The sequence below is a fragment of the Streptomyces sp. CA-210063 genome, assembly GCF_024612015.1.
GTDB lineage: Bacteria > Actinomycetota > Actinomycetes > Streptomycetales > Streptomycetaceae > Streptomyces.
This window is the reverse complement of record NZ_CP102512.1, coordinates 2,961,995-2,983,781: the sequence shown is the minus strand read 5'-3', so window position 1 is coordinate 2,983,781 and position 21,787 is coordinate 2,961,995. Positions and strand designations below refer to the sequence as shown.

The 21,787-nt window shown below is 71.3% G+C and carries 18 protein-coding genes; 11 read left to right on the top strand and 7 right to left on the bottom strand.

What is annotated here, in order from left to right; genetic code table 11:
- Positions 1-38: 38 nt before the first annotated feature.
- The 3 genes from JIX56_RS12725 to JIX56_RS12715 all read right to left on the bottom strand — a co-directional run bounded on the left by JIX56_RS12725 (position 39) and on the right by JIX56_RS12715 (position 4,625).
- Positions 39-1,070, bottom strand: coding sequence for an ABC transporter ATP-binding protein (locus JIX56_RS12725; RefSeq protein ID WP_257540260.1), 1,032 nt, complete (start codon positions 1,068-1,070; stop codon positions 39-41).
- A complete protein-coding gene (locus JIX56_RS12720) occupies positions 1,060-2,844 on the bottom strand; it encodes an ABC transporter permease subunit (protein WP_257540258.1) in 1,785 nt (594 codons plus the stop codon). The genes JIX56_RS12725 and JIX56_RS12720 overlap by 11 nt, the downstream gene beginning before the upstream one ends.
- Positions 2,845-3,134: 290 nt before the next feature.
- Entirely contained in the window at positions 3,135-4,625 is a 1,491-nt protein-coding gene (locus JIX56_RS12715) for an ABC transporter substrate-binding protein (protein WP_257540256.1), read from the bottom strand.
- 204 nt (positions 4,626-4,829) lie between these two features.
- On the opposite strand from JIX56_RS12715, the gene JIX56_RS12710 reads away from it, so the two are divergent.
- Positions 4,830-6,161: a cytochrome P450 gene (locus tag JIX56_RS12710; RefSeq protein ID WP_257540254.1), complete on the top strand. Its 1,332-nt coding sequence runs from the start codon at positions 4,830-4,832 to the stop codon at positions 6,159-6,161.
- A 19-nt stretch (positions 6,162-6,180) separates the two neighbouring features.
- Here JIX56_RS12710 and JIX56_RS12705 read toward each other — a convergent pair whose 3' ends face one another.
- Entirely contained in the window at positions 6,181-6,870 is a 690-nt protein-coding gene (locus JIX56_RS12705) for an alpha/beta fold hydrolase (RefSeq protein ID WP_257540252.1), read from the bottom strand.
- A gap of 104 nt (positions 6,871-6,974) precedes the next feature.
- On the opposite strand from JIX56_RS12705, the gene JIX56_RS12700 reads away from it, so the two are divergent.
- Positions 6,975-7,349 carry a MerR family transcriptional regulator gene (locus tag JIX56_RS12700; protein WP_257540250.1) on the top strand — a complete coding sequence of 125 codons (375 nt, stop codon included), beginning with the start codon at positions 6,975-6,977 and terminating at the stop codon, positions 7,347-7,349.
- A 43-nt stretch (positions 7,350-7,392) separates the two neighbouring features.
- Here the strand turns inward: JIX56_RS12700 and JIX56_RS12695 are convergent, their stop codons facing one another.
- Positions 7,393-7,854 carry a MarR family winged helix-turn-helix transcriptional regulator gene (locus JIX56_RS12695; protein ID WP_257540248.1) on the bottom strand — a complete coding sequence of 154 codons (462 nt, stop codon included), beginning with the start codon at positions 7,852-7,854 and terminating at the stop codon, positions 7,393-7,395.
- 90 nt (positions 7,855-7,944) lie between these two features.
- Here JIX56_RS12695 and gap point away from each other — a divergent pair, with 90 nt between their 5' ends.
- Positions 7,945-8,949 (top strand): type I glyceraldehyde-3-phosphate dehydrogenase, encoded by a 1,005-nt coding sequence (gene gap / locus JIX56_RS12690; RefSeq protein WP_257540246.1) that lies wholly within the window; start codon positions 7,945-7,947, stop codon positions 8,947-8,949.
- A gap of 18 nt (positions 8,950-8,967) precedes the next feature.
- On the opposite strand, the gene JIX56_RS12685 is transcribed toward gap, so the two are convergent.
- On the bottom strand, positions 8,968-10,155 hold the full coding sequence (locus tag JIX56_RS12685) for a PucR family transcriptional regulator (RefSeq protein WP_443031809.1): 1,188 nt from the start codon (positions 10,153-10,155) through the stop codon (positions 8,968-8,970).
- 128 nt (positions 10,156-10,283) lie between these two features.
- On the opposite strand from JIX56_RS12685, the gene JIX56_RS12680 reads away from it, so the two are divergent.
- The 3 genes from JIX56_RS12680 to JIX56_RS12670 all read left to right on the top strand — a co-directional run bounded on the left by JIX56_RS12680 (position 10,284) and on the right by JIX56_RS12670 (position 13,528).
- Positions 10,284-11,210: a proline dehydrogenase family protein gene (locus JIX56_RS12680; RefSeq protein WP_257540242.1), complete on the top strand. Its 927-nt coding sequence runs from the start codon at positions 10,284-10,286 to the stop codon at positions 11,208-11,210.
- Positions 11,211-11,449: 239 nt separating this feature from the next.
- The gene (gene pruA / locus JIX56_RS12675) at positions 11,450-13,081 is read left to right on the top strand and encodes an L-glutamate gamma-semialdehyde dehydrogenase (RefSeq protein ID WP_257540240.1); all 1,632 of its coding nucleotides are present in this window, start codon (positions 11,450-11,452) and stop codon (positions 13,079-13,081) included.
- A gap of 315 nt (positions 13,082-13,396) precedes the next feature.
- Complete coding sequence (locus JIX56_RS12670) at positions 13,397-13,528, top strand: hypothetical protein (protein ID WP_257540238.1); 132 nt, start codon at positions 13,397-13,399, stop codon at positions 13,526-13,528.
- Positions 13,529-13,673: 145 nt separating this feature from the next.
- On the opposite strand, the gene JIX56_RS12665 is transcribed toward JIX56_RS12670, so the two are convergent.
- Positions 13,674-15,206, bottom strand: coding sequence for a purple acid phosphatase family protein (locus JIX56_RS12665; RefSeq protein ID WP_257540236.1), 1,533 nt, complete (start codon positions 15,204-15,206; stop codon positions 13,674-13,676).
- A 227-nt stretch (positions 15,207-15,433) separates the two neighbouring features.
- Between JIX56_RS12665 and JIX56_RS12660 the strand changes: the two genes are divergently transcribed.
- The 5 genes from JIX56_RS12660 (at position 15,434) to cimA (ending at position 21,647) form a co-directional block, all read left to right on the top strand.
- On the top strand, positions 15,434-16,477 hold the full coding sequence (locus JIX56_RS12660; protein ID WP_257540235.1) for a 3-isopropylmalate dehydrogenase: 1,044 nt from the start codon (positions 15,434-15,436) through the stop codon (positions 16,475-16,477).
- Between the two features lie 274 nt (positions 16,478-16,751).
- The gene (locus JIX56_RS12655) at positions 16,752-17,840 is read left to right on the top strand and encodes a branched-chain amino acid aminotransferase (protein ID WP_257540233.1); all 1,089 of its coding nucleotides are present in this window, start codon (positions 16,752-16,754) and stop codon (positions 17,838-17,840) included.
- 339 nt (positions 17,841-18,179) lie between these two features.
- A complete protein-coding gene (locus JIX56_RS12650; RefSeq protein ID WP_257540231.1) occupies positions 18,180-19,361 on the top strand; it encodes a hypothetical protein in 1,182 nt (393 codons plus the stop codon).
- Positions 19,362-19,396: 35 nt separating this feature from the next.
- Positions 19,397-19,735, top strand: coding sequence for a hypothetical protein (locus JIX56_RS12645; RefSeq protein ID WP_257540229.1), 339 nt, complete (start codon positions 19,397-19,399; stop codon positions 19,733-19,735).
- 307 nt (positions 19,736-20,042) lie between these two features.
- On the top strand, positions 20,043-21,647 hold the full coding sequence (cimA, locus tag JIX56_RS12640; protein ID WP_257540227.1) for a citramalate synthase: 1,605 nt from the start codon (positions 20,043-20,045) through the stop codon (positions 21,645-21,647).
- Positions 21,648-21,787 lie beyond the last annotated feature (140 nt).

Sequence of the window (21,787 nt, the reverse complement as noted above, 5' to 3'; positions counted from 1 at the left end):
TGGTTCATGCGGGCTCCTGGTTCATATGGGTTCCTGGTTCATACGGGCTCCTGGAACAACTCGGCTGCGGGGTAGGGGACTTCGTCCCACCGGTGGCAGGAGACCTCGTGACCGTCGTCGGCCGTCGGCCACGGTCGCGGTTCCTCGTGACGGCAGCGGTCCTCCACCAGCGGGCAGCGGGGGGCGAAAGCGCAGCCCGGTGGGAGGGCGTCGGGGGTGGGCGGCGAGCCGGGAATGGAGGGCAGCCGACGGCGACGACGGCCGGCGGCAGCGCGAGGATCGTCACCGCCGACGCTGTCGGCAGCGCTGCCGGCCTCGGGTGGCAGTGACGCCAGCAGGCCCGCCGTGTACGGCGCTCGGGGTCGCCCCAACACCCCTTTCGCCGGGCCCTGTTCGACCTGACGCCCGGCGTACATGACCAGGACGCGGTCGGCGTGTTCCCGGACGACGCCCAGGTCGTGGGTGACCAGCACGAGCGCGGCGCCGACCGCCTCGCGCTGCTCGCTGAGGACCCGCAGCACCTGTTCCTGGAGCTCCGCGTCGAGCGCGGTCGTGGGTTCGTCGGCGACGACGACGTCCGGTTCGTTGATCGTCGCCATGGCGATCACCGCTCGCTGACGCATACCGCCGGAGTACTCGTGCGGATAAGCCCGCGCCTTGCGTACGGCGTCCGGGATCCCGACCCGGTCGAGCGCGGCGACCGCACGGGCGCGGGCCTCCTTGCGCGAGACGCCCGCCACCGACCGTACGGCGGCGGCCAGTTGGTCGCCCACGGGGTGCACGGGGGAGAGGGCGGAGAGGGCGTCCTGGGGGACGAGGGCGATACGGCGGCCACGGTGGGCGGCGATGTCCGTCTCACCCCGCAGCCGTACGGTTCCGCTCGTCGTCGCGCCCCTCGGCAGCATCCCGAGCAGTGCCCGGGCCGTGAGGGACTTGCCCGCGCCCGACTCGCCGACCAGGGCGAGCACTTCGCGCGGGCGGACGTCGAAGGACAGACCGCGCACGGCCTCCACCCCGTTGAACGCGATCCGCAGCTCGCGTACCGACAGGAGTACGTCGTCAGGCGTCAACGGGGGCCTCCTTCGCCATGGTCCGTCCGCTCTTCGAGCCCGTGGGCCCCTTGGAGTTCCGCGCACTCCGGCCGGTCTTCCGGCCGCGCTGCCCCTCCGCGTACGCCGCCCCCGACACCGCCAGCCCGGCCAGCAGGGCCAGGGCGACCGCCGGGGCCAGGGCGGCCCACGGGGCGCGTTCCACGTACGCGCGGGACTCGTCGAGGAGCAACCCCCACTCGGGGGTGGGCGGTTGGGCGCCGAGGCCCAGGAAGCCGAGGGAGGCGAGAGCCAGGGCGATGCCCGGGAGACGGAGGACGGCGTGACGGGCGACCGGGGCGGCGACGGACGGGAGGACGTGCCGGGTGAGGATCCACCACGGGCTCGCGCCGATGGCCCGTTGAGCGGTCAGGAACGTGGACGCGCGGACCTCCTGGACCAGCGCCGCCGCGTGGGCGGACAGGGCCGGCCAGGAGATCAGGGCCACGGCGAGGGCCGCGCCGCCCGTACCGGGGCCGGCCGCGGCGGCGACGAGGATGCCGGCGATCACCGGGGGCAGCGCGTTGGCGATGTCCGCCGCGCCCTCGGCCACGCCCGGCAGGAAGCCGAGCGCGAGAGAGACCAGCAGGCTCAGCGCGCAGACCGCCGCCGCGGTACCGACCGTGGAGGCCGCGCCGTGGCCGAGGCGGGCCAGCACGTCACGGCCGAGCCCGTCCGTGCCGAGCGGGTGCCCCCAGGACGGCGGGAGGAGACGTGCGGTGGTGTCCACGGCGTACGGGTCGCGCAGCAGGCCCCAGCCGATGGTGACCAGGAGGACGACGGCCAGGGCCAGGGGTATCGCCGGGTGGGTGCGGACCGGGCGGGCCGGCGGGAGGGTGAGGCCAGCGTCGCGCAGGGCCGGGCCGAGGAGCCGGCGCCGGGCGAGGGCAGCCAGGGCGCCGGCGACCAGGCCGAGGGCGAGGAGGGCGAGGATCGAGCCCTGGAGGAGGGGGAGGTCCTGGGACTTGGCCGCCCCCAGCGCCGTACGGCCGATGCCGGGCACCGCGAACACCGTCTCCACGGCGACCGCGCCGCCCGTCAGGCCCACGGCGGCCATGCCGAACTGCGGTACCAGGGGCGGCAGTACACGGCGCAGCGCGGCCGCCGAGATCCGGGCCCGGCTCACGCCCGCGCCGCGCCACAGCTCCACCCAGCGCTCGTCGAGCACGGCGGGCAGCGCGTCCGCGACCAGGCGGCCCAGCAGACCGCCGGCCGGGACACCGAGGGCGATCGCGGGCAGGACCAGGTACTCGGGGCCGGCCCAGCCCGCCGTCGGCAGCCAGCCCAGCCACACCCCGCACACCAGCAACGCCACCGTGGCCAGCAGGAACTCGGGCACGGCGGCGAGCATCGCGGCGAACGCGCCGGCCGAGCCCCGGCCCCGTACGAGCACCGGGGCGACCAGCGCGCAGGCCAGCAGCACCGCGACGGCGAAGGCGGCGCCCATCACACCGAGGGAGACCTGGAGGCCGGAGACCACCGAGGGAAGCACGTCCGTGCCCGACACCCACGAGGTGCCCAGATCGCCGCGCAGCAGCCCCGAGGCCCAGCCCCCCAGCAGGGAAAGGGGACCGGCACCCAGGCCGAGGTCGTCACGGATCGCGGCCAGCGCCTCGGGCGTGGCCTCCTGCTCTGCGGACCGGGCGCGCAGCACGGTCAGCGCGGGATCGCGGCCGGACAGCCACGGCAGCAGACCGACGACGGCCAGCACGGCGACCAGACAGACGAAGCGGGTGAGCCCGGCGGGACCGACCAAGTGCCTGGCGGCACGCCGCACTCGGGTGGGACCGGCGAACTTCGTCGAGGCACGTCGTACTCGGGCCGGACCGGTGAACTTCCTTGCGTCAGGCCCCACTTGAGCCGTACCGGCGGACTCGCCTGCGGCGGGCCCCACTGGGGCGGAACCAGCCGACTCCCCTGCGGCAAGGCCCACTTGGGGGGAACCGGCCGACTCCGCTCCGGCACGGTTCTCCCGCGCCGCGTCGGGCGGCCTCTCCGCGCCCCGATCCACTCGCGCCGCGTCTGCCGACTTCCCCACGGCTTTCCTCACTTGATGTACGTGTCCGCCGTGACCAGCTCCCGCTCGCGCGGGTCGTGCGCCGCGTCCACGACTCCGGCCGCGTCGCCCTGGATGACCCGCTCGTGGAGCATCGGCACGGCCGCGTCGGTGGTGAGGACGGCGGCCTCGGCGTCGATGACGGCCTGGCGGCGGGCGTCGCCGGCGGCGGTGTCGGCGGCCTTGTCGAGGGCCGTGTCGACGGTCTTGTCGGCGAGCTGGGAGAGGTTGAAGGAGCCGTCGGAGGCGAAGTCGCTGTACAGGTACGCGGCAGGGTCGCCGGAGTCGAGGACGGTCGCCCGGGAGAGGATGAACGCGTCGAACTCGCCCGCCAGCGCGTCGGATTCGATGTTGGCGTACTCACGCACGTCGAGCTTCACCTTGAACCCGGCCTTCTGCAGCTGCTGCTGGAGCGTTGCCGCGACCTCGGGCAGCTCGGCGCGGTCGGTGAAGGTGCCGATGGTGATCGACTTGCCCGACGGGTCCCCGGCCTCGGTGTGTTTCACGGTCGAGCGCAGCTCGGCGGCCCAGGGGAGCGCGGGGCCCAGCAGCCCCTCGGCGACATCCGCCCGCCCCTCGTACACACCGTCGACGATCGACTTCGCGTCGATGGCCTCACGGGCGGCGGCGCGCAGCGAGGCGTCCTTGAAGACGCCCTTCTCGGTGTTCAGGTACAGGGTGTTGGTCCGGGGCATCGGGACCTCGGTGATCAGGTCCTGGTCGAGCACGGCCGCCTGCGACACCGGGATCGCCTCGACGATGTCGGCCTCGCCGGTGCGCAGGGAGGCCGCGCGGGCGGTGCCGTCCGGCACGAACTTCACGTCGATACCGGGGGCCTTGGCCTTGCCGCCCCAGTAGTCGTCGTAGCGGTCGAGGGCGGCGGAGGCGGTGCCGTTGACCTTGGTCAGCTCGAAGGGGCCGGTGCCCGCGCCGACGGGGTTCACCGTTTTCCCCTTGTACGCCTTCGCCGCGAGGATCGACAGTTGCGGCGAGCTGAGGCGCTGCGGGACGAGCGGGTCCTCGGTGCCCGTGGTGACGGTGACGGTATTGCCGTCGGCCTTCGCCGTCAGGTCCACGCCGTCGAGGATGCGGGGCTTGGGGGAGGCGGTGGCGGCCACGGTGAGCGACTTGACGACGGCCTCGCCGGTGAGCTTCGTACCGTCGTGGAAGGTGACGCCGTCCCGGATCGTGAACGTCCAGGTCTTCCCGGACCGCTCCCACTCGGTGGCCAGCGCGGGCTGTGCGTCGCCCTCCGCGTTCAGCTTCACCAGGGTCTCGGCGGTCGACCAGCGCGACAGCTTGAACGCGTCGTCGGAGAGCGGTGACAGGCCCGAGCGGGGCGGCAGCATGTGCGCCACACGTATGCGCTTGCCCTCGCTCCCGGTCTCCGCGGATTCCGTCGACGCGAAGCAGCCCGTGAGCAGGGCGGAGGCCGCGGTGGTGACCGCGGTGAGAGGGACGAGACGGGCCGGGACGCGCACGGGACACTCCGAGTAAAGGCGTGGTCAAAGGTTGAACGCGCATCGACCGTAGCACGATGACAATCATTTTCAGAAGCATGGTTTCCGGCCGCTCCTGGCCGGTCAGGGCATGTGCTGTCACCGGACGTGCCCACTCCCGTACAGTCCGTGGTGCCCGTGCTCCGTCAGGGCAGCGAAGCCCAACGGCCGACCAGGAGAAGAAACATGGACACCGAAGCCGGTCTCGGCGCCCTTCCCCACGTCCCCGGAACGGGGCGGCCGGTACCGGAGGCCGAGCCCGGACTGGTGAAGCGGTGGCACGCGGGGGGAGGCGAACTGATCGAGCTGCTGTCCCAGGTGCGCGAACAGCTCGGCGGCGTCGCGGCGTTCCGCCTCGGGCCGGCGCCCACCGTTCTCGTCACCGACCCGCGGGCGGTCCAGCACGTACTCGCCCGACAGCCCGAGCGGTACGTCAAGCGCTCACACCGCGCCCGTCTGCTGATCGGCGACGGCGTCCTCGCCGCCACCGGTGAGGCGTGGAAACGGCAACGCCGCTTGTTGCAGGCCCAGTTCACCGGTACCGGGATGCGCCGCTACGAACAGCGGATCACGGAGGCCGCCCGAACGACCGCCGGGCGTTGGGGCGCGTACGCCCGTACCGGCCAGACCCTCGATGTCGGGCAGGAGATGCGCCGCTTCGCCCTGGACACCATCTGGCGCTCTCTCACCGGGCACCCCCTCGACGACGAGACCGAGCGCGAACTGGCAGCCGTCGAAGCCGTGGGGGCCGCCCTGCCGACTCTCCCTGCCGATGCCACCGACGCCCGGGACGCCGTCGCCGCCGACCTCGCCCGGATCGACGCGGTCGCCGGGCGCGCCATCGAGGCCGCCCGCAGCGGGGAGGCCGGCCCCGACGGCCCGGGCCTGCTGCACATCCTGACCGACGCCGCCACCGAGCGCCCCGAATACACCGACCAGCTGATCCGCGACGAGTTCGTCACCCTGCTCGCGGCCGGGCACGAGACCACCGCCACCACCCTGACCTGGCTCTACCTGCTCCTCGACCGGTACCCCGCCGCCCGCGAACAGGCGCTCGCCGCCGGCGACGAAGGCTCGGCCGAGCGCCGCCAGGCCCTCCAGGCCCTGGTCCACGAGACGCTCCGGCTCTACCCGTCCGCCTGGATCCTGCCCCGCCACGCCGCCGAGGACGACACCCTCGCCGGCTACACCGTCGAGGCGGGCACCGACCTGCTCGTTTGCCCGTACCTCACCCACCGCGATCCCGAACTGTGGCCGGGCCCGGAGCACTTCGACCCCCGGCGCTTCACCACGCCGGACGGCCGCCCCACCCACCCGGGCGCCTACTTCCCCTTCGGTATTGGCCCCCGCGCCTGCCTCGGCCTGCAGTTCGCGCTCCGCGAATCGACCGTGCTGCTCGAACACCTCCTGCCGGCCCACACCGTGGCCTTCCGGTCCACGCCCACGAAGGCGGTCCACGGCTTCACGGTCCGCCCCGACGGCCCGACCCCGGCGACCTTGGCACCGCCGGCCAGGTGAAGGGGGACGACCCGCGGTTTCATTCCCACCCACCGCCCTTCCCGTCCGAAAGCGCGAGGGAGTGGAGAAAACCGAGGACCGGCTTCAGCCACTCCTCCGGACGCTCGACCATGACCACGTGGTCGCTGTCGATCTCCGTGTACCGCGCGCCCCGGATCCCGTCGGCCAGCGCGCGGGAGCCGCTGGGCGGGACCAGGCTGTCGGCGGTCGTCGCGACGACCAGCGTCGGTACGGCGACCTCGACCAGGTCACCGGTGATGTCGAGGGAAGGGACCAGATCGAGATGCGGGCGGAGGGCGGGGGGCTCCTCGGCCCGCCAACCGGGAAGGAGGCCCAGCAGATGGTCGTCGGGCCGGGCGAACCCGGCGGTCAGCACGAGCGCGGTCACCCGCTCGGGATGGCGTACGGCGGCGCGCACCGCCACCAGCGTGCCGAGCGAGAAGCCGAGCACCGCGAACCGCCCGACGCCGCGCCGCACGGCGGAATCGACGACCGAGTCCGCGAGTTCGTCCAGGTCCAGCGGGGCTTCGGCGACCGGCGTCGCACCCGAACCGGGGTAGTCCGGGGCGACGACGGTGTGGGCGGCGGCGAGGGCGGGCAGCACCGGCCCGAAGTTGCCTTCGGTGCTGCCGGTGGCGCCATGGGCCAGCAGCAGCCCCGGGCCGGTGCCCGTGACGGTGGTGGCGAGGGAGGGGAATGAATCGCGCATGCCTCGTACGTTGACCCATCACACCGGTGTGAAGGTCAAGTCCCGGGCTGGTGAGTCAAGTCCCGGGCTGGTGAGTCGGGTCCCGGGCGTGGTGAGGAGAATCAGTGCTGATAGGCGAGCTGTCACGGCGGACCGGAGTCGCGGCCCGGCTGCTGCGGTACTACGACGAGCAGGGCCTGCTCCGCCCCGACCGCGACAGCAGCGGATACCGCGTGTACGCACCTGACGCCCCGTACGTCGTCGCCCGCATCCGGGGCATGCTGGCGGCCGGGCTGACCACCGAATCCATCCGCGAGATGCTGCCGTGTGCCGACGGCGAGGGGCCGGGCATCGAGCCCTGCCCGGAAGTGCTGCGCACGATGACCGCGCACCTGGCACGGATGGACGCGGACATCGCGGAACTGAGCCGCCGCCGGGCCGCGTTGGCCGCGTTCCGCGACGCGACCGAGGCACGGCAGGAGCGGGCGGACGCTCGCTGAAGGGCCTGTCCGAAGGTGGAGCTGATGCGCAGCGTGGACAGCCCTACCGCCGAGACCGGGTCCCGAGTTGCGCGAGGCGGGTGAGCACGGGGAGGGCCCCGGCGATCGCGCGTCGTTCCTCGGGCGTCAGCTGGGCGATCAGCGGGAGCAGATGACGGGCCCGGTCGTCGTGCCGGGCCTGGCCGATCTGGCGGCCGGCTTCGGTGATGTGGATGAGGACGGCGCGTCCGTCCGTCGGGTCGGGGCGACGTTCCACGAGTCCGTCGCGCTCGAGCCGGGTGACCAACTGAGTGAGCCCCGGCTGGCTGATCTGCTCGTTCTTGGCGAGTTCGGTCAGCCGCGTCGGGCCGCTGTGGGTCAGCGTGTCCAGCACCGACAGCGTCGTGAACGACAGCTTCTGCAACGTGGGGAGCCGGATGTAGAAGCGATTGAAGTTCTCGATCGTCTTGGTGAGGACATCAACGTCCAAGTCGTCCTGTGCGCTGGTGTGCGGAGAGTCGGTCACCCTTGAAATATATCGCAGGCTTATATAACGTCTCAATGGATCGCACCCGGCTGCCGCGGCAACTCATGGCGCAAGGTGAGGAGCACCTCTATGACAGTGCGTATCGGCATCAACGGTTTCGGGCGGATCGGCCGCAACGTCTTCCGTGCGGCGGCCGCGCGGGATTCCGAGCTGGAGATCGTCGCCGTCAACGACCTCGGTGACGTCGCCACGATGGCCCACCTGCTGGCCTACGACTCGATCCTGGGCCGCTTCCCCGCGGAGGTCACCGCTGAGCCGGGTGCGATCCATGTGGGCGACCGGACGGTCAAGGTCCTCGCCGAGCGCGACCCCGGCGCCCTGCCCTGGGGCGATCTGGGAGTGGACGTCGTCATCGAGTCCACGGGCATCTTCACCGACGCCGCCAGGGCGCGCGCACACGTCGAAGGTGGCGCGAAGAAGGTCATCATCGCCGCCCCGTCCGCCGGAGAGGACATCACGGTCGTGCTCGGCGTCAACGATGACGCCTACGACCCGGAGCGCCACACCATCATCTCCAACGCCTCCTGCACCACCAACTGCCTCGCGGTGCTGGCCAAGGTTCTGCACGAAGCCGTGGGCATCGACGCCGGCATGATGACCACCGTCCACGCCTACACCCAGGACCAGAACCTCCAGGACGCCCCCCACACGGACCTGCGCCGCGCTCGCGCGGCGGGCCTCAACATCGTGCCGACCTCCAGCGGAGCCGCCAAGGCCATCGGCCTGGTGCTCCCGGAACTGGCCGGCCGTCTGGACGCCTTCGCCCTGCGGGTGCCCGTGCCCACCGGCTCCGTCACGGACCTGACGGTCACCCCCGGCCGGAGCACCACCGTGCAGGAGGTGAAGGAGGCGTACCAGGCCGCCGCGGCCGGGCCGTACAAGGGTCTTCTCTCGTACACCGAGGCGCCCCTCGTCAGCAGCGACATCGTCGGCGACCCCGCCTCCTGCGTCTTCGACGCCGAGCTGACCCGCGTGACCGGGTCGCAGGTGAAGGTCGTCGGCTGGTACGACAACGAGTGGGGCTACTCCAACCGTCTCATCGACCTCGCCCTGCGGGTCGGCGCCTCGCTGTGAAGTGACCTGACACATCGGTCAGAGCCGCGCCCCCTTCAGCGCCATGTGCAGCAACAGCCGGTCCTCGCCGTCGTCCAGGTCCAGGCCCGTGAGCTGTTCGACGCGGGAGAGGCGGTAGTAGAGGGTCTGGCGGTGGATGCCCAGTTCGGCGGCGGTGCGGCCGGCCTGGCCTGCGCAGTCGAGGAACACCTCGGCGGTATGGGCGAGTTCATGGTGGGCGGGGGCCAGGAGGGTGCGGACGCACGGGTCCTGGGGAACGTCGCGGGGGAGGGCGGTCAGGAGGCGGTACGGGCCGATGGAGCGCCACTCGGCGACCGGGCCCAGGCGGGGCTCCGCCAGCACCGCTCGGGCCGCCGCCGAGGCCTCGCGCCAGGCGGTGCCCAGTTCGGCGAGGCCGGTGCGGGCGCCCGCGACGCCGGCCGCCGCGTGGGTGCCCGCGCGTTCCAGGAGCCGGGCGGCGGCCGCGAGCGCCGGGGCCGGAACGTCCGCCGAGCGGAGCCGCACCAGCAGGGCCAGGCACTGGCCGGCCGCGCCCCACGGCACCGTGCACAGCGCGGTCGCCCCCGGCACCGTACGGAAGGACGGGGCGTCGTCCGGGTCGGCGGACGGCCAAGGGGCCACGCACACCATCGTGTGGACGCCGTCGCCGCGCGGGCCGAGGGCCGTGCGCAGCTCCGCGACCGCCATGTCGCGCTCCCAGCCGTGCTCGGCGGTGAGGACCGCGCGTAGCTCCCGGGTGAGATCGGCGCCGGCCTGGGCCTCGTCCGCGAGGAGGGCGCCGATCCGGGAGGTGACCGCCATGGCGGCGGACAGCTGGACATCGGTCGGGCCCGGGTCGCCGTCCAGGAGCCAGACGTAGCCGAGGACGACACCCCGATGACGTACCGGGAGGCAGACGCGGCCGCGCAGGACCCCCGCCTCGGGGGTGGGCGGGATCCGCACCGGGGCCGTCGCCCGGGTGATGCCGAAGCCCTCGAACCACTCCCGCACCGCCGCCGTCGAGCGGCGGGTCAGGATCGAGCGGGTGCGGACCGGGTCCAGGGCCGACGGATCGAGGTCGTCCTCGCTGTCGTACGCGCCGAAGGCGATCAGCTCGAAGTCGCGGTTCTCCAGCGTCGCCGGGGCGCCGAGGAGCCCCGAGATCTCGTCGACCAGTTCCTGGTAGTCACCCTTGAATTCCGACGTCACCCGGGCATTCTGCCGCATTTTCCACGGGCCTTCATACATCTGTCTGAGATCCGTGCCACGGATGCGTGACAGCTGTCGATGGCCGACGAACCGAGGGATCCTTAGGTTTCACGGTGGTTCTGTCTGCTGGTCTGTGGAGGTGCCCCGTGCTGGGTCCCGTGATTCTCGCCGCGTCGCGCAGCGACCGGATGCGACGCCTGATCTCGGCGGCGCCCGTGACCAAGCAGGTCGTCGACCGCTTCATCCCCGGTGAACGGGTCGACGACATCGTGCCGGTCGTCCGGGACCTCACCGACCGGGGCCTCGAAGTGACGTTGGACGTCGTCGGCGAGGACATCACCCGCCCCGAGCAGGCCGCCGCCGCCCGCGACGCCTACCTGGAGCTGATCGACCGGCTGAAGGAACTGGAACTCGGCGAGCGCGCCGAGATGTCCGTCAAGCTCTCCCTCTTCGGACAGGCGCTCCCCGGCGGTCATGAGCTGGCCCTCGCAGGCGTCCGCCCGGTCGTCGAGGCCGCCGCCGCGATCGGTACGACGGTCACGCTCGACGCGGAGGACCACACCACCCTCGACTCGATGTTCGCCATCCACGACGAGCTGCGGCGGGACTTCCCGCAGACCGGCTGCGTCATCCAGGCCTACCTCTTCCGCACCGAGGCCGACGCCCGCCGCCTCGCCGCGAACGGTAGCCGCGTACGGCTGGTCAAGGGCGCCTACAAGGAGCCCGCCGACATCGCCTTCCAGCAGAAGACCGAGGTCGACAAGGCGTACGTCCGCGTTCTGAAGATCCTCATGGCCGGAGAGGGGTACCCGATGATCGGGTCCCACGACCCGCGCCTCATCTCCGTCACCCAGGAACTCGCCCGCCGGGCCGGGCGCAAGCTCGACGAGTACGAGTTCCAGATGCTGTACGGCATCCGCACCGAGGAACATCTCCGGCTCGCCGCCGAGGGACACCGGATGCGCGTCTACACCGCGTACGGCACCGACTGGTACGGCTACTTCATGCGCCGCCTGGCGGAGAAGCCGGCGAACCTGCGCTTCTTCGTCCGCTCGATGGTCAGCAAAGGGTGAGCGGTAGCTGTCGGAACCCGGGTGCATCCTGGGTTACGGCAGCTACCGCCCATCGGTCGGCTGAGCCGACCCGATTTCCGGAAGGAGTTACGGAAACCGTGACTCCGCCCCCGTAGGGGCTTCTCACTCGCTCGCCGCAGCGGGCGCGTGACGGTCAAGCCCTGACCGCCGCCCAACATACGCACATGGCTTCGGTGCCACCGGACTGAAGCCAGGGATTCACTCGGAAGAGGTAGCTCATGGACGCTGTGACCCAGGTCCCCACCCCCGTCAACGAGCCGGTGCACGGCTACGCCCCCGGCTCGCCCGAGCGCGCCCGGCTGGAGGTCAAGCTGAAGGAGCTGGCCGAGAACCCCGTCGATCTGCCGATGACGATCGGCGGCGAGAAGCGGATGGGCGGCGGCGACCGCTTCGACGTGGTGCAGCCGCACAACCACAAGGCCCGCCTCGGCACGTACGGCAACGCCACCCGGCAGGACGCCCAGGACGCCATCGACGCGGCCCTCGCCGCCGCGCCCGCCTGGCGCGCGATGTCCTTCGACGACCGCGCCGCGATCATCCTGCGCGCCGCCGAACTGCTCGCCGGCCCCTGGCGCGAGACGCTGGCCGCCTCCACGATGCTCGGCCAGTCGAAGACCGCCCAGCAGGCCGAGATCGACTGTCCCTGCGAACTGGTCGACTTCTGGCGGTTCAACGTCAAGTACGCCCGCGACCTGCTCGCCGAGCAGCCCCCGGCCAACTCCCCGGGCGTCTGGAACCGCCTCGACCACCGCCCGCTGGAAGGCTTCGTCTACGCGATCACGCCGTTCAACTTCACGGCGATCGCGGGCAATCTGCCGACCGCGCCCGCACTCATGGGCAACGTGGTGGTGTGGAAGCCGAGCCCGACGCAGACCCACGCGGCCGTGCTCCTCATGCGGTTGCTGGAGGAGGCCGGCCTGCCCAAGGGCGTCATCAACCTCGTCACCGGCGACGGCATCGAGGTGTCGAACGTGGCGTTGGAGCACCGCGACCTCGCCGGCATCCACTTCACCGGCTCGACCAAGACCTTCCAGTACCTGTGGAAGACGGTCGGCGCCAACATCGAGAAGTACCGCTCCTACCCGCGGCTCGTCGGCGAGACCGGCGGCAAGGACTTCGTGGTCGCCCACCCGAGCGCCGACCGTGCCGTGCTGAAGACGGCGCTCACCCGTGGCGCCTTCGAGTACCAGGGCCAGAAGTGCAGCGCGACCTCCCGGGCCTACATCCCGGCGTCGATCTGGAACTCCGGCTTCAAGGAGGAGTTCGCGGCCGAGGTCGACCACCTGACCATGGGTGACGTCACCGACCTCTCCCACTTCATCGGTGCCGTCATCGACGAGCGTTCCTTCGCCAAGAACAAGGCCGCCATCGACCGCGCCAAGTCCGACCCCACCTGCACGATCGTCGCGGGCGGCTCCTACGACGACTCCGTCGGCTACTTCGTCCGCCCGACCGTCGTCGAGTGCACCGACCCGACGAACGAGGTGTTCACCACCGAGTACTTCGGCCCGTTCCTCGCGGTGCACGTCTACGAGGACGACCGGTACGAGGAGATGCTGACCCAGATGGAGTCGGTGTCCGACTACGCGCTCACGGGTTCGGTGATCGCGGGCGACCGCGCGGCGGCGGCGTACACGATGGACAAGCTCCGCTACGCGGCCGGCAACTTCTACATCAACGACAAGTCCACCGGCGCCGTCGTCGGCCAGCAGCCCTTCGGCGGCGGCCGCGCCTCCGGCACCAACGACAAGGCCGGTGCCCCGCAGAACCTGATGCGCTGGACCCTGACCCGCGCCATCAAGGAGACGCTGGTCCCGCCGACGGACTACCCGTACCCGCACATGGGCTGACACCAGGGACCGACAGCGCGCCCGGCACCTCCGTCGTGAGGGGCCGGGCGCGCTGTGTTCCGCGAAACCGCAGGTCAGTGGAGTGTGACCCAATCCACCGTCTCAGATAGTAGGAAGTCCGACTAATTGTAGAGACAGATGCGCGGCCCTCGCTTAGCTTTGTAGGAGCCGAACGTCTCGCTCGATCAAGCGAATGGCGGTCGTGAGCCGGAGCCCGAGGCAGGCAACCCCTGCGGCCCCGCTCCCCGCCCCTTCCGGCGTCTCGTACACCGCCCGTTTCCGTACTCCGGATTGCCTCGAAGGAGTCGATTCCCCATGGCCGAGACGACCGTCCGCCGCCGAGTCCGTCACATTTCCCGGACGAGCGAGTCCGACCGCAAGAACGCCGCCGCCGCCCTCCAGCGCGCCCTCGACCGCAGGGACAACGGCGGTTCGACCGGGCACTGAGCGGCCCGCACACCCGGGTGCCGAACGGCCCGCACAGGCGGGCGCCCGGCACCCCCGTCAACCGGGAGCCGTACCCTCCCCCACTCTCGGCTTCGCTCGAGCGGGGGGACCCCCACGGGGTGCGGTGCGGCCGCGGGTGGACGACTCACGCGCCGCGCCGTACCTCGAAATGGTCGACGCGCTCCCCGTTCTGGGCGAGCGCCGAGACCTTCAGGGCCGGCCTGGAACCGCTCTCCGCCTCCACCGAGAGCAGGGAGAAGCCCCGGTAGCGCACCCGTGACCACTCCACCGTCTCCTCCTTGGAGCTGCGTGACCTGGTCCACTCGAAGGTGTCGACGGCGTCGTGGCGCGTGACGTGCCCCTCGTAGCTCTCCTTCACGCCGGACGGGAAACCGTACAGATCACGGCCGCCGCCGCCCGCCGTGACATACACGATTCCGTCCCGGGTCGGGTCGGTCGACGCGCCGATCGGTACGGCCCTGCCGACCTCGCCGTTCTTGATGGCGTCCGTGCGCTCGTAGACGTGGTTGTGGCCGTTGACGACCAGGTCCACCTCGTGCTTCGCGAACAGGGGTACCCACCTGTCGCGTACACCGCCGTCGGAGGCGTGCGAGGACGTCGAGTAGGCGCAGTGGTGGAAGAAGACGACGATGAAGTCGACGTCCTTCGCGGCCCGCAGCTCGCCCAACTTCTTGTCCAGCCACTTGGTCTGCCGGCCGTCCGTGCAGCCGAAGTTGGCGGGGATCTCGTACGAGACGTCGTTCGCGTCCAGCGCCACGACTCCGACGTTGCCGTACGTGAAGGAGTACACCCCCGGCGCGGAGCGCGCGTCGAAGCCGCTGTCCGGGAGCGACCAGCGGGCGAGCTGGCCGCCGTAGCCGTCCGGCGAGTACCAGGCCTCCATGTCGTGGTTGCCGGTCGTCACCATCCAGGGCACGGTCGCCGCGACCTGCTCGTTCTGCTTGAGGAACAGGTCCCAGAACCCGGGGTCGTAGCCGTCCGACTCCACGCCCTTGCCATTGCCGTTCGCGTAGCAGATGTCGCCCGCGTGGAGATGGAAGGCGGGCTTCTGCCGGAGGATGACATCGTCGTTGGCGGCCGCGGCCTTGCCGACGCCCTGGTCGCCGAACGCCGTGAAGACGAACTTCTCGGGGGCGGCGGGTGCCGTACGGAACGTGCCGATCGTCGAGCGGTGGGCCGGGGAGGTCGGGTCGAAGCCCTCGTGGCCGACGCCGTAGTAGTACGTCGTGCCGGGGCGCAGACCGTCCAGCGCCGCGTGCAGGTAGTACTGCTCCAGCTCCAGGCGCACGCCGTCGATGCCCGGCGTGTGCAGGTCGCGGACCTCCGCCTCGACCTTCCGGCTCAGCTCCTCGGGCTTCAGGCCCACCCGCAGGTACGGCTTCTTCACCGCGAGCGGCACCTGCCAGGAGACGCGCATCTGCGTCTTGGGGTCGGCGCCCAGGGCGAGATGACGGCCGAAGGGGGTGACGACCGAGCCGGGCGCCTTGGAGGTGGCCGGTGACGGGATCGAGGACTTCGAAGCCGTCGCGCCCGGAGAGCCCGGCGAGCCGGAGCCGCCGCAACCGGTCAGCAGCCCGCCCGCCGCGACCGAGCCCGCTGTGATCAGCGTGCGGCGCCGCGTCAGCTTCGTCCGCAGGTACTCGTGCTGCTCGGCCATGCTCATCCGGCGTGCGAGCTGCGGCGGAATGCCGAAGTCGGGTACGGGGGGGCCGGGGGGTGTCCCCCTGGAAGGCACAGTCATGCTGTTGAACTTCCCAGCGAATGCCAACACCCGCCCTACATACGGGTGAACGCATGGCGACGTGTGGGCGCTGTCACCCGATTGCCGCGTCCGTATCGCGGACACCCCATGTCATCCCGTGGGACAAGGAGTACGGTGCCGTCATGTCTCGCAGCCTCAATCTCGCAGTGATCCCCGGTGACGGCATCGGTCAGGAAGTCGTGGCCCAGGGGCTCAAGGTCCTCTCCGCCGTCCTTCCGCAGGATGTGAAGCTGGAGACCAAGGAGTACGACTTCGGCGCGAAGCGCTATCACGCCACCGGTGAGACCCTCACCGACGCCGACGTGGCCGCGCTCAAGCAGCACGACGCGATCCTGCTCGGCGCGATCGGCGACCCGAGCGTCCCCTCCGGGGTCCTGGAGCGCGGCTTCCTGCTGAAGCTCCGCTTCCTCTTCGACCACCACGTCAACCTGAGGCCGAGCAAGCTGCTGCCGGGCGTCGAGACCCCCCTCAAGGGCCAGCCCGAGATCGACTTCATCGTGGTCCGCGAGGGCACCGAGGGCCCGTACACGGGCAACGGCGGCACGATCCGCAAGGGCACCCCGCACGAGGTCGCCACCGAGGTCTCCGTGAACACGGCCTTCGGTGTCGAGCGCGTGGTCCGTGACGCGTTCGCCCGCGCCCAGGCCCGCCCGCGCAAGAAGCTCACCCTCGTCCACAAGAACAACGTGCTGGCCTTCGCCGGTCACCTGTGGACGAACATCTTCAACCAGGTGGCCGAGGAGTTCCCCGACGTCACCACCGACTACATCCATGTCGACGCGGCGACGATCTACCTCGTCACCGACCCGGCCCGCTTCGACGTGATCGTCACCGACAACCTCTTCGGCGACATCATCACCGACCTCGCCGCGGCCGTCTCCGGCGGCATCGGCGTCGCCGCCAGCGGGAACATCAACCCGTCCGGCGAGTTCCCCTCGATGTTCGAGCCCGTGCACGGCTCGGCCCCGGACATCGCCGGCCAGGGCAAGGCGGACCCCTCCGCCACGGTCCTGTCCGTCGCCCTGCTCCTGCGCCACCGCGGCTTCGAGGCCGAGGCCGCAGCGATCGAGGAGGCCGTCTCCGCCGACCTCGCGGAGCGCGTCGGCAAGCCCGCCCGTACGACGGACGAGATCGGCGACGCCCTCGCCGTACGAGTAGCCGGCTGACCCCGCCGCCACTCGAAACCTTTCGAAGCCGCCGGGGGCATCAGCACCCGGCGGCTTCCGCATGTCCCCGCCGGGTGTCACCATCATCCCCTGGGTCGCACATCACCTCCGTTTTCGTCCACGGTCATCCACGTTTCGGCCACGCCCCACCGCGGGCGATAATCGAACGAGGTGCCGCGGGATTGAGGGAATGCTCGGACGTCCCAACACTGGCCACTGGCCGTACGGATGTGAGCGCGGCCCGTCACACACAACCGGTGAAGGACAACCACTCATGACGACGCCCACGATCGAGCTGAAGCCGTCCGCCCACCCGCTCTCCGACGCGGAGCGCGAGGCGGTCCTGGCCAACCCCGGCTTCGGCCGCCACTTCACCGACCATATGGTGACGATCAAGTGGACCGAGGGCCGCGGCTGGCACGACGGTCAGCTCGTGCCGTACGGCCCGCTCTCCCTCGACCCCGCGAACATGACCCTGCACTACGCGCAGGAGATCTTCGAGGGGCTGAAGGCGTACCGGCGGCCCGACGGTTCCGTCGCCACCTTCCGCCCGGAGATGAACGCCAAGCGTTTCCAGCGGTCCGCCAGGCGTCTGGCCATGCCCGAGCTGCCGGTGGAGACCTTCATCGAGGCGTGCGACGTCCTGGTCCAGCAGGACAGGGCGTGGGTGCCCGCGCACGGCGGCGAGGAGTCCCTCTACCTGCGCCCGTTCATGATCGCCACCGAGGTCGGCCTGGGCGTCAAGCCGGCCAACGAGTACCTCTTCCTGGTCATCGCCTCCCCGGCCGGCGCCTACTTCCCCGGCGGCGTGAAGCCCGTCTCCATCTGGGTCTCCGAGGAGCACGTCCGTGCCGTCCCCGGCGGCATGGGCGACGCCAAGACCGGCGGCAACTACGCGGCGTCCCTGCTCGCCCAGGCCGAGGCGGCGGCCGAGGGCTGCGCCCAGGTCTGCTACCTCGACGCGGTCGAGCGCAGGTGGGTCGAGGAACTCGGCGGCATGAACCTGTACTTCGTGTACGGCGACCGCATCGTCACCCCCACCCTCACCGGCTCGATCCTGGAGGGCGTCACCCGCGACTCCCTGCTGACGGTCGCCGCCGACCTCGGCTACACCGCCGAGGAGGGCCGAATCTCCATCGACCAGTGGCAGGCCGACTCCGAGAGCGGCGCCCTCACCGAGGTCTTCGCCTGTGGCACCGCCGCCGTCATCACCCCCGTCGGCACGGTCAAGCGCACCGGCGCCGCCTGGCAGCAGTCCGGCGGCGAGCCCGGCCCCGTCACCCTCAAGCTCCGCGAGGCCCTGCTGAACATCCAGCGCGGCACGCTGGAGGACAAGCACGGCTGGATGCACGAGCTGGCCTGAAGCCCACCGTCGCCCCCGCGCCCCGCAAGGGGCGCGGGGAACCGCGCGACAAGCCACGACGAACGCGCAGCCGAAAGCCTCCCCAATTCCCCTACGGCGCTGAAGAAGGCGGGGTCCGGGGCGGCAGCCCCGGGTGGCGGGGTCGAAGGGGCGGCAGCCCCTGGGGATGGGACGGGTAGGGGCGGCGGGGGCGAAAACCCCTCTTCTACGCTCGCGGACACCCGAGAAGCCGCCCGGGTTGTACGTAAACGAGCGCATTGACCCGGGGTGCTTGGTGCGCTTGTATCCCGATGAGCCCTCGGCGAAGGGCCGGGGGACGACAAGGTTTCGGGGGGAACCGTGTCCAGAGCCGCGCATGTGTCCAAGCACCTCGGAGTCTCCTGGGGCTCTGCCTCGATAGGCTCCTTAGGTCCGGCGCTGCTGCTCGCGCTCACCGCAGCCGCCGTCCCGAGCGCCACCGCGGCATCGCCGCACGCACCGAACGCTCCACACGCATCCCGTGTCGAACGCGTCAGCACCGCCGCCGACGGCAGCCAACTGCCCGCCGCCTCCACCGGCGCCGGGATCAGCGCCGACGGCCGGTACGCGGTCTTCACCTCGGCCGATCCCGCCGGCGGCGACAACCGCCGCGTCTACGTCAAGAACCTCCGCACCGGCGCACTGAGCCAGGTGCCGGAGGACATGCAGTACACCGGGTCCGCGGTGATCAGCGGCGACGGCCGCCGGATCGCCTACAACAACGGCAACCGCTTCCCGCACCCGTACGTGTACGACCGCGTCACCGGCGAGACACAGCAACTGTGGCCCGCGCAGGTGCCGGACGACGCACGCTACGAACTGGGCACCGTGCGCGCGATCAGCGCCGACGGCCGCCATGTCGCGTATGTGATCGGCAACCGCAACGGCAACCAGGACTCCCGCGTCCTGTACGTCCGCGACCTGGCCACCGGCACCGACGAGCAGATCACGGCGCTGCCGCCCGAGGGCATGATCGACAACGTCCGGCTGAGCGCCGACGGCAATGCCGTCGCCTACGACGTCATCGTGCTCACCGGATCGGCCTCGGGCGCCCTCGGCCGCGTCCACGTCAAGGACCGGCGGACGGGCACCACCCACCGCGTGGACACCGACCCCGAGGCCCGGTCCGTCCTCGCCCAGCTGACCGACGACGGCCGCCGCGTCCTCTTCACCACGACCCCGGCCACGTCACCCACCCCGGGCACGCCTCAGCCGTACGTCCACGACCTGCGCACCGGGCGCGCCGAGCCGGTCGGGCCCGAGGGCAGCACGGCGGTCGCCGGAGACGCCACCGGCCGGCACGCCCTGCTGAGCCAGGACGGCGCACTGACCCTCCTCGACCTGCGCACCGGCGCGCACCGGCCCGTGACCACGGCCGGTACCGCGCTCCCGGGCGCGGTCGCCCGTCACGGCCGCGCCGTGGTGTTCACCTCCACGGCTGACGACCTGGTCCCGGACGACACCAACGGGGTCGCGGACGTGTTCCTCCACCGCGGTCACTGACCGGACCGACAGACAGCACTACAGGGGGAACGGACTTGTACGTCACCACACGCACCGCACTCACCGCCGCCGTGGTCGCCGCCACGGTGGCCCTGACCGGGCTCTCGGCGAACGCCGCACCCGCCGCCCCGCGCACCGAACCGATCAGCGTCACGCCCGAGGGGAAGGCGGGCAACGGTGCCTCCGGGGACGTGGTGATCAGCCGCGACGGCCGGTACGCGGCCTTCTCCTCGGACGCCACCGACCTGGTGCCGGGCGATCCGGGCGGGATCTTCGTCCGTGACCTGCGCACCGGGAAGCTGGAGCGGGTCGCGGGCGGCAGCGCCCCGTCGATCGGACGCTTTCGTACGACACCTACGGTGACCGTGGGGTGATCAGCGCGCTGTTCGCATCCTGAGACGGACGGTGAGCACGGGGACGGTCTGTGCCAGACTGCCCCCGTGCTCTCGTTCGCCATGATTATTGGCAGCAGGCGCGCCGGTCCGCAGTGACCGCCACGTACGACCAGGTACGGGCGGACACCGTCGTTCTCGACCCGCGCGCAGACCTCTCGCACCCGCGAGGGGTTTTTCGCATTTCTGGCCCACCTACAGCCGGGAGCGCAGCGCGAGGGATCATTGGAGGACGGTGGAGCCGGTCATTCCGGTACAGACCGAGATCCAACACAGGAGCCTTGAGACCATGACGGAAACCAGCGAGCTCGACGACTCGTTCCACGTCTTCGACACCACCCTGCGCGACGGCGCCCAGCGTGAGGGCATCAACCTCACGGTCGCGGACAAGCTGGCCATCGCACGGCACCTGGACGACTTCGGCGTCGGCTTCATCGAGGGCGGCTGGCCCGGCGCCAACCCGAGGGACACCGAGTTCTTCGCCCGCGCGCGAAAAGAGATCGACTTCAAGCACGCCCAGCTGGTCGCCTTCGGCGCCACCCGCCGCGCGGGCGGCAAGGCGAGCGAGGACCCGCAGGTCAAGGCCCTCCTCGACTCGGGCGCCCCGGTCATCACCCTCGTCGCCAAGTCCCACGACCGCCATGTGGAACTGGCGCTGCGCACCACCCTCGACGAGAACCTGGAGATGGTCCGCGACACCGTCTCCCACCTCCGCGCACAGGGCCGCCGGGTCTTCGTCGACTGCGAGCACTTCTTCGACGGCTACCGCGCCAACCCCGAGTACGCCAAGGCCGTCGTCCGTGCCGCCGCCGAGGCCGGCGCCGACGTCGTGATCCTCTGCGACACCAACGGCGGCATGCTCCCCGCCCAGGTCCAGGCCGTCGTCGCCACCGTCCTCGCCGACACCGGCGCCCGCCTCGGCATCCACGCCCAGGACGACACCGGCTGCGCGGTCGCCAACACCCTGGCCGCCGTCGACGCCGGCGCGACCCACGTCCAGTGCACCGCCAACGGATACGGCGAGCGCGTCGGCAACTCCAACCTCTTCCCGGTCGTCGCCGCCCTGGAGCTGAAGTACGGCAAGAAGGTCCTCCCCGAGGGCGCGCTGAGGGAAATGACGAGGATCTCGCACGCGATCGCCGAGGTCGTCAACCTCACGCCCTCCACGCACCAGCCGTACGTCGGTGTCTCCGCCTTCGCGCACAAGGCCGGCCTGCACGCCTCCGCGATCAAGGTCGACCCGGACCTGTACCAGCACATCGACCCCGAGCAGGTCGGCAACACCATGCGGATGCTGGTCTCCGACATGGCGGGCCGCGCCTCCATCGAGCTCAAGGGCAAGGAACTGGGCGTCGATCTCGGCGACGACCGCGAACTGGTCGGCCGGGTCGTCGAGCGGGTCAAGGAACGCGAGCTCAGGGGCTACACCTACGAGGCCGCCGACGCGAGCTTCGAGATCCTGCTGCGCGACGAGGTCGCGGGCACGCCCCAGCGCTACTTCCGCACGGAGTCCTGGCGGGCCATCGTCGAGGACCGCCCCGACGGCAGTCACGCCAACGAGGCCACCGTCAAGCTGTGGGCCAAGAGCGAGCGCATCGTCGCCACGGCCGAGGGCAACGGCCCGGTCAACGCGCTCGACCGCGCCCTGCGCGTCGCCCTGGAGAAGATCTACCCCCAGCTCGCCAAGCTGGAGCTGGTCGACTACAAGGTCCGGATCCTGGAGGGCAAGCACGGCACGAATTCCACGACCCGTGTGCTGATCTCCACGTCCGACGGTACGGGGGAGTGGTCCACGGTCGGTGTCGCCGACAATGTGATCGCCGCGTCGTGGCAGGCGCTGGAGGACGCGTACACGTATGGGCTGCTGCGGGCGGGTGTGGAGCCGGCGGAGTAGTTCTCGGGGGGCGCGGGAGAGATCGGGCGGCGGGGAGCGTCGGCGGCTGCGGCTTTGGCGTGGTTGCTCGCGCAGTTCCCCGCGCCCCTGAAAACTCCGGGCGCGACCCATGCCGTCAAGGGGCGCGGGGCTGTGTCGAT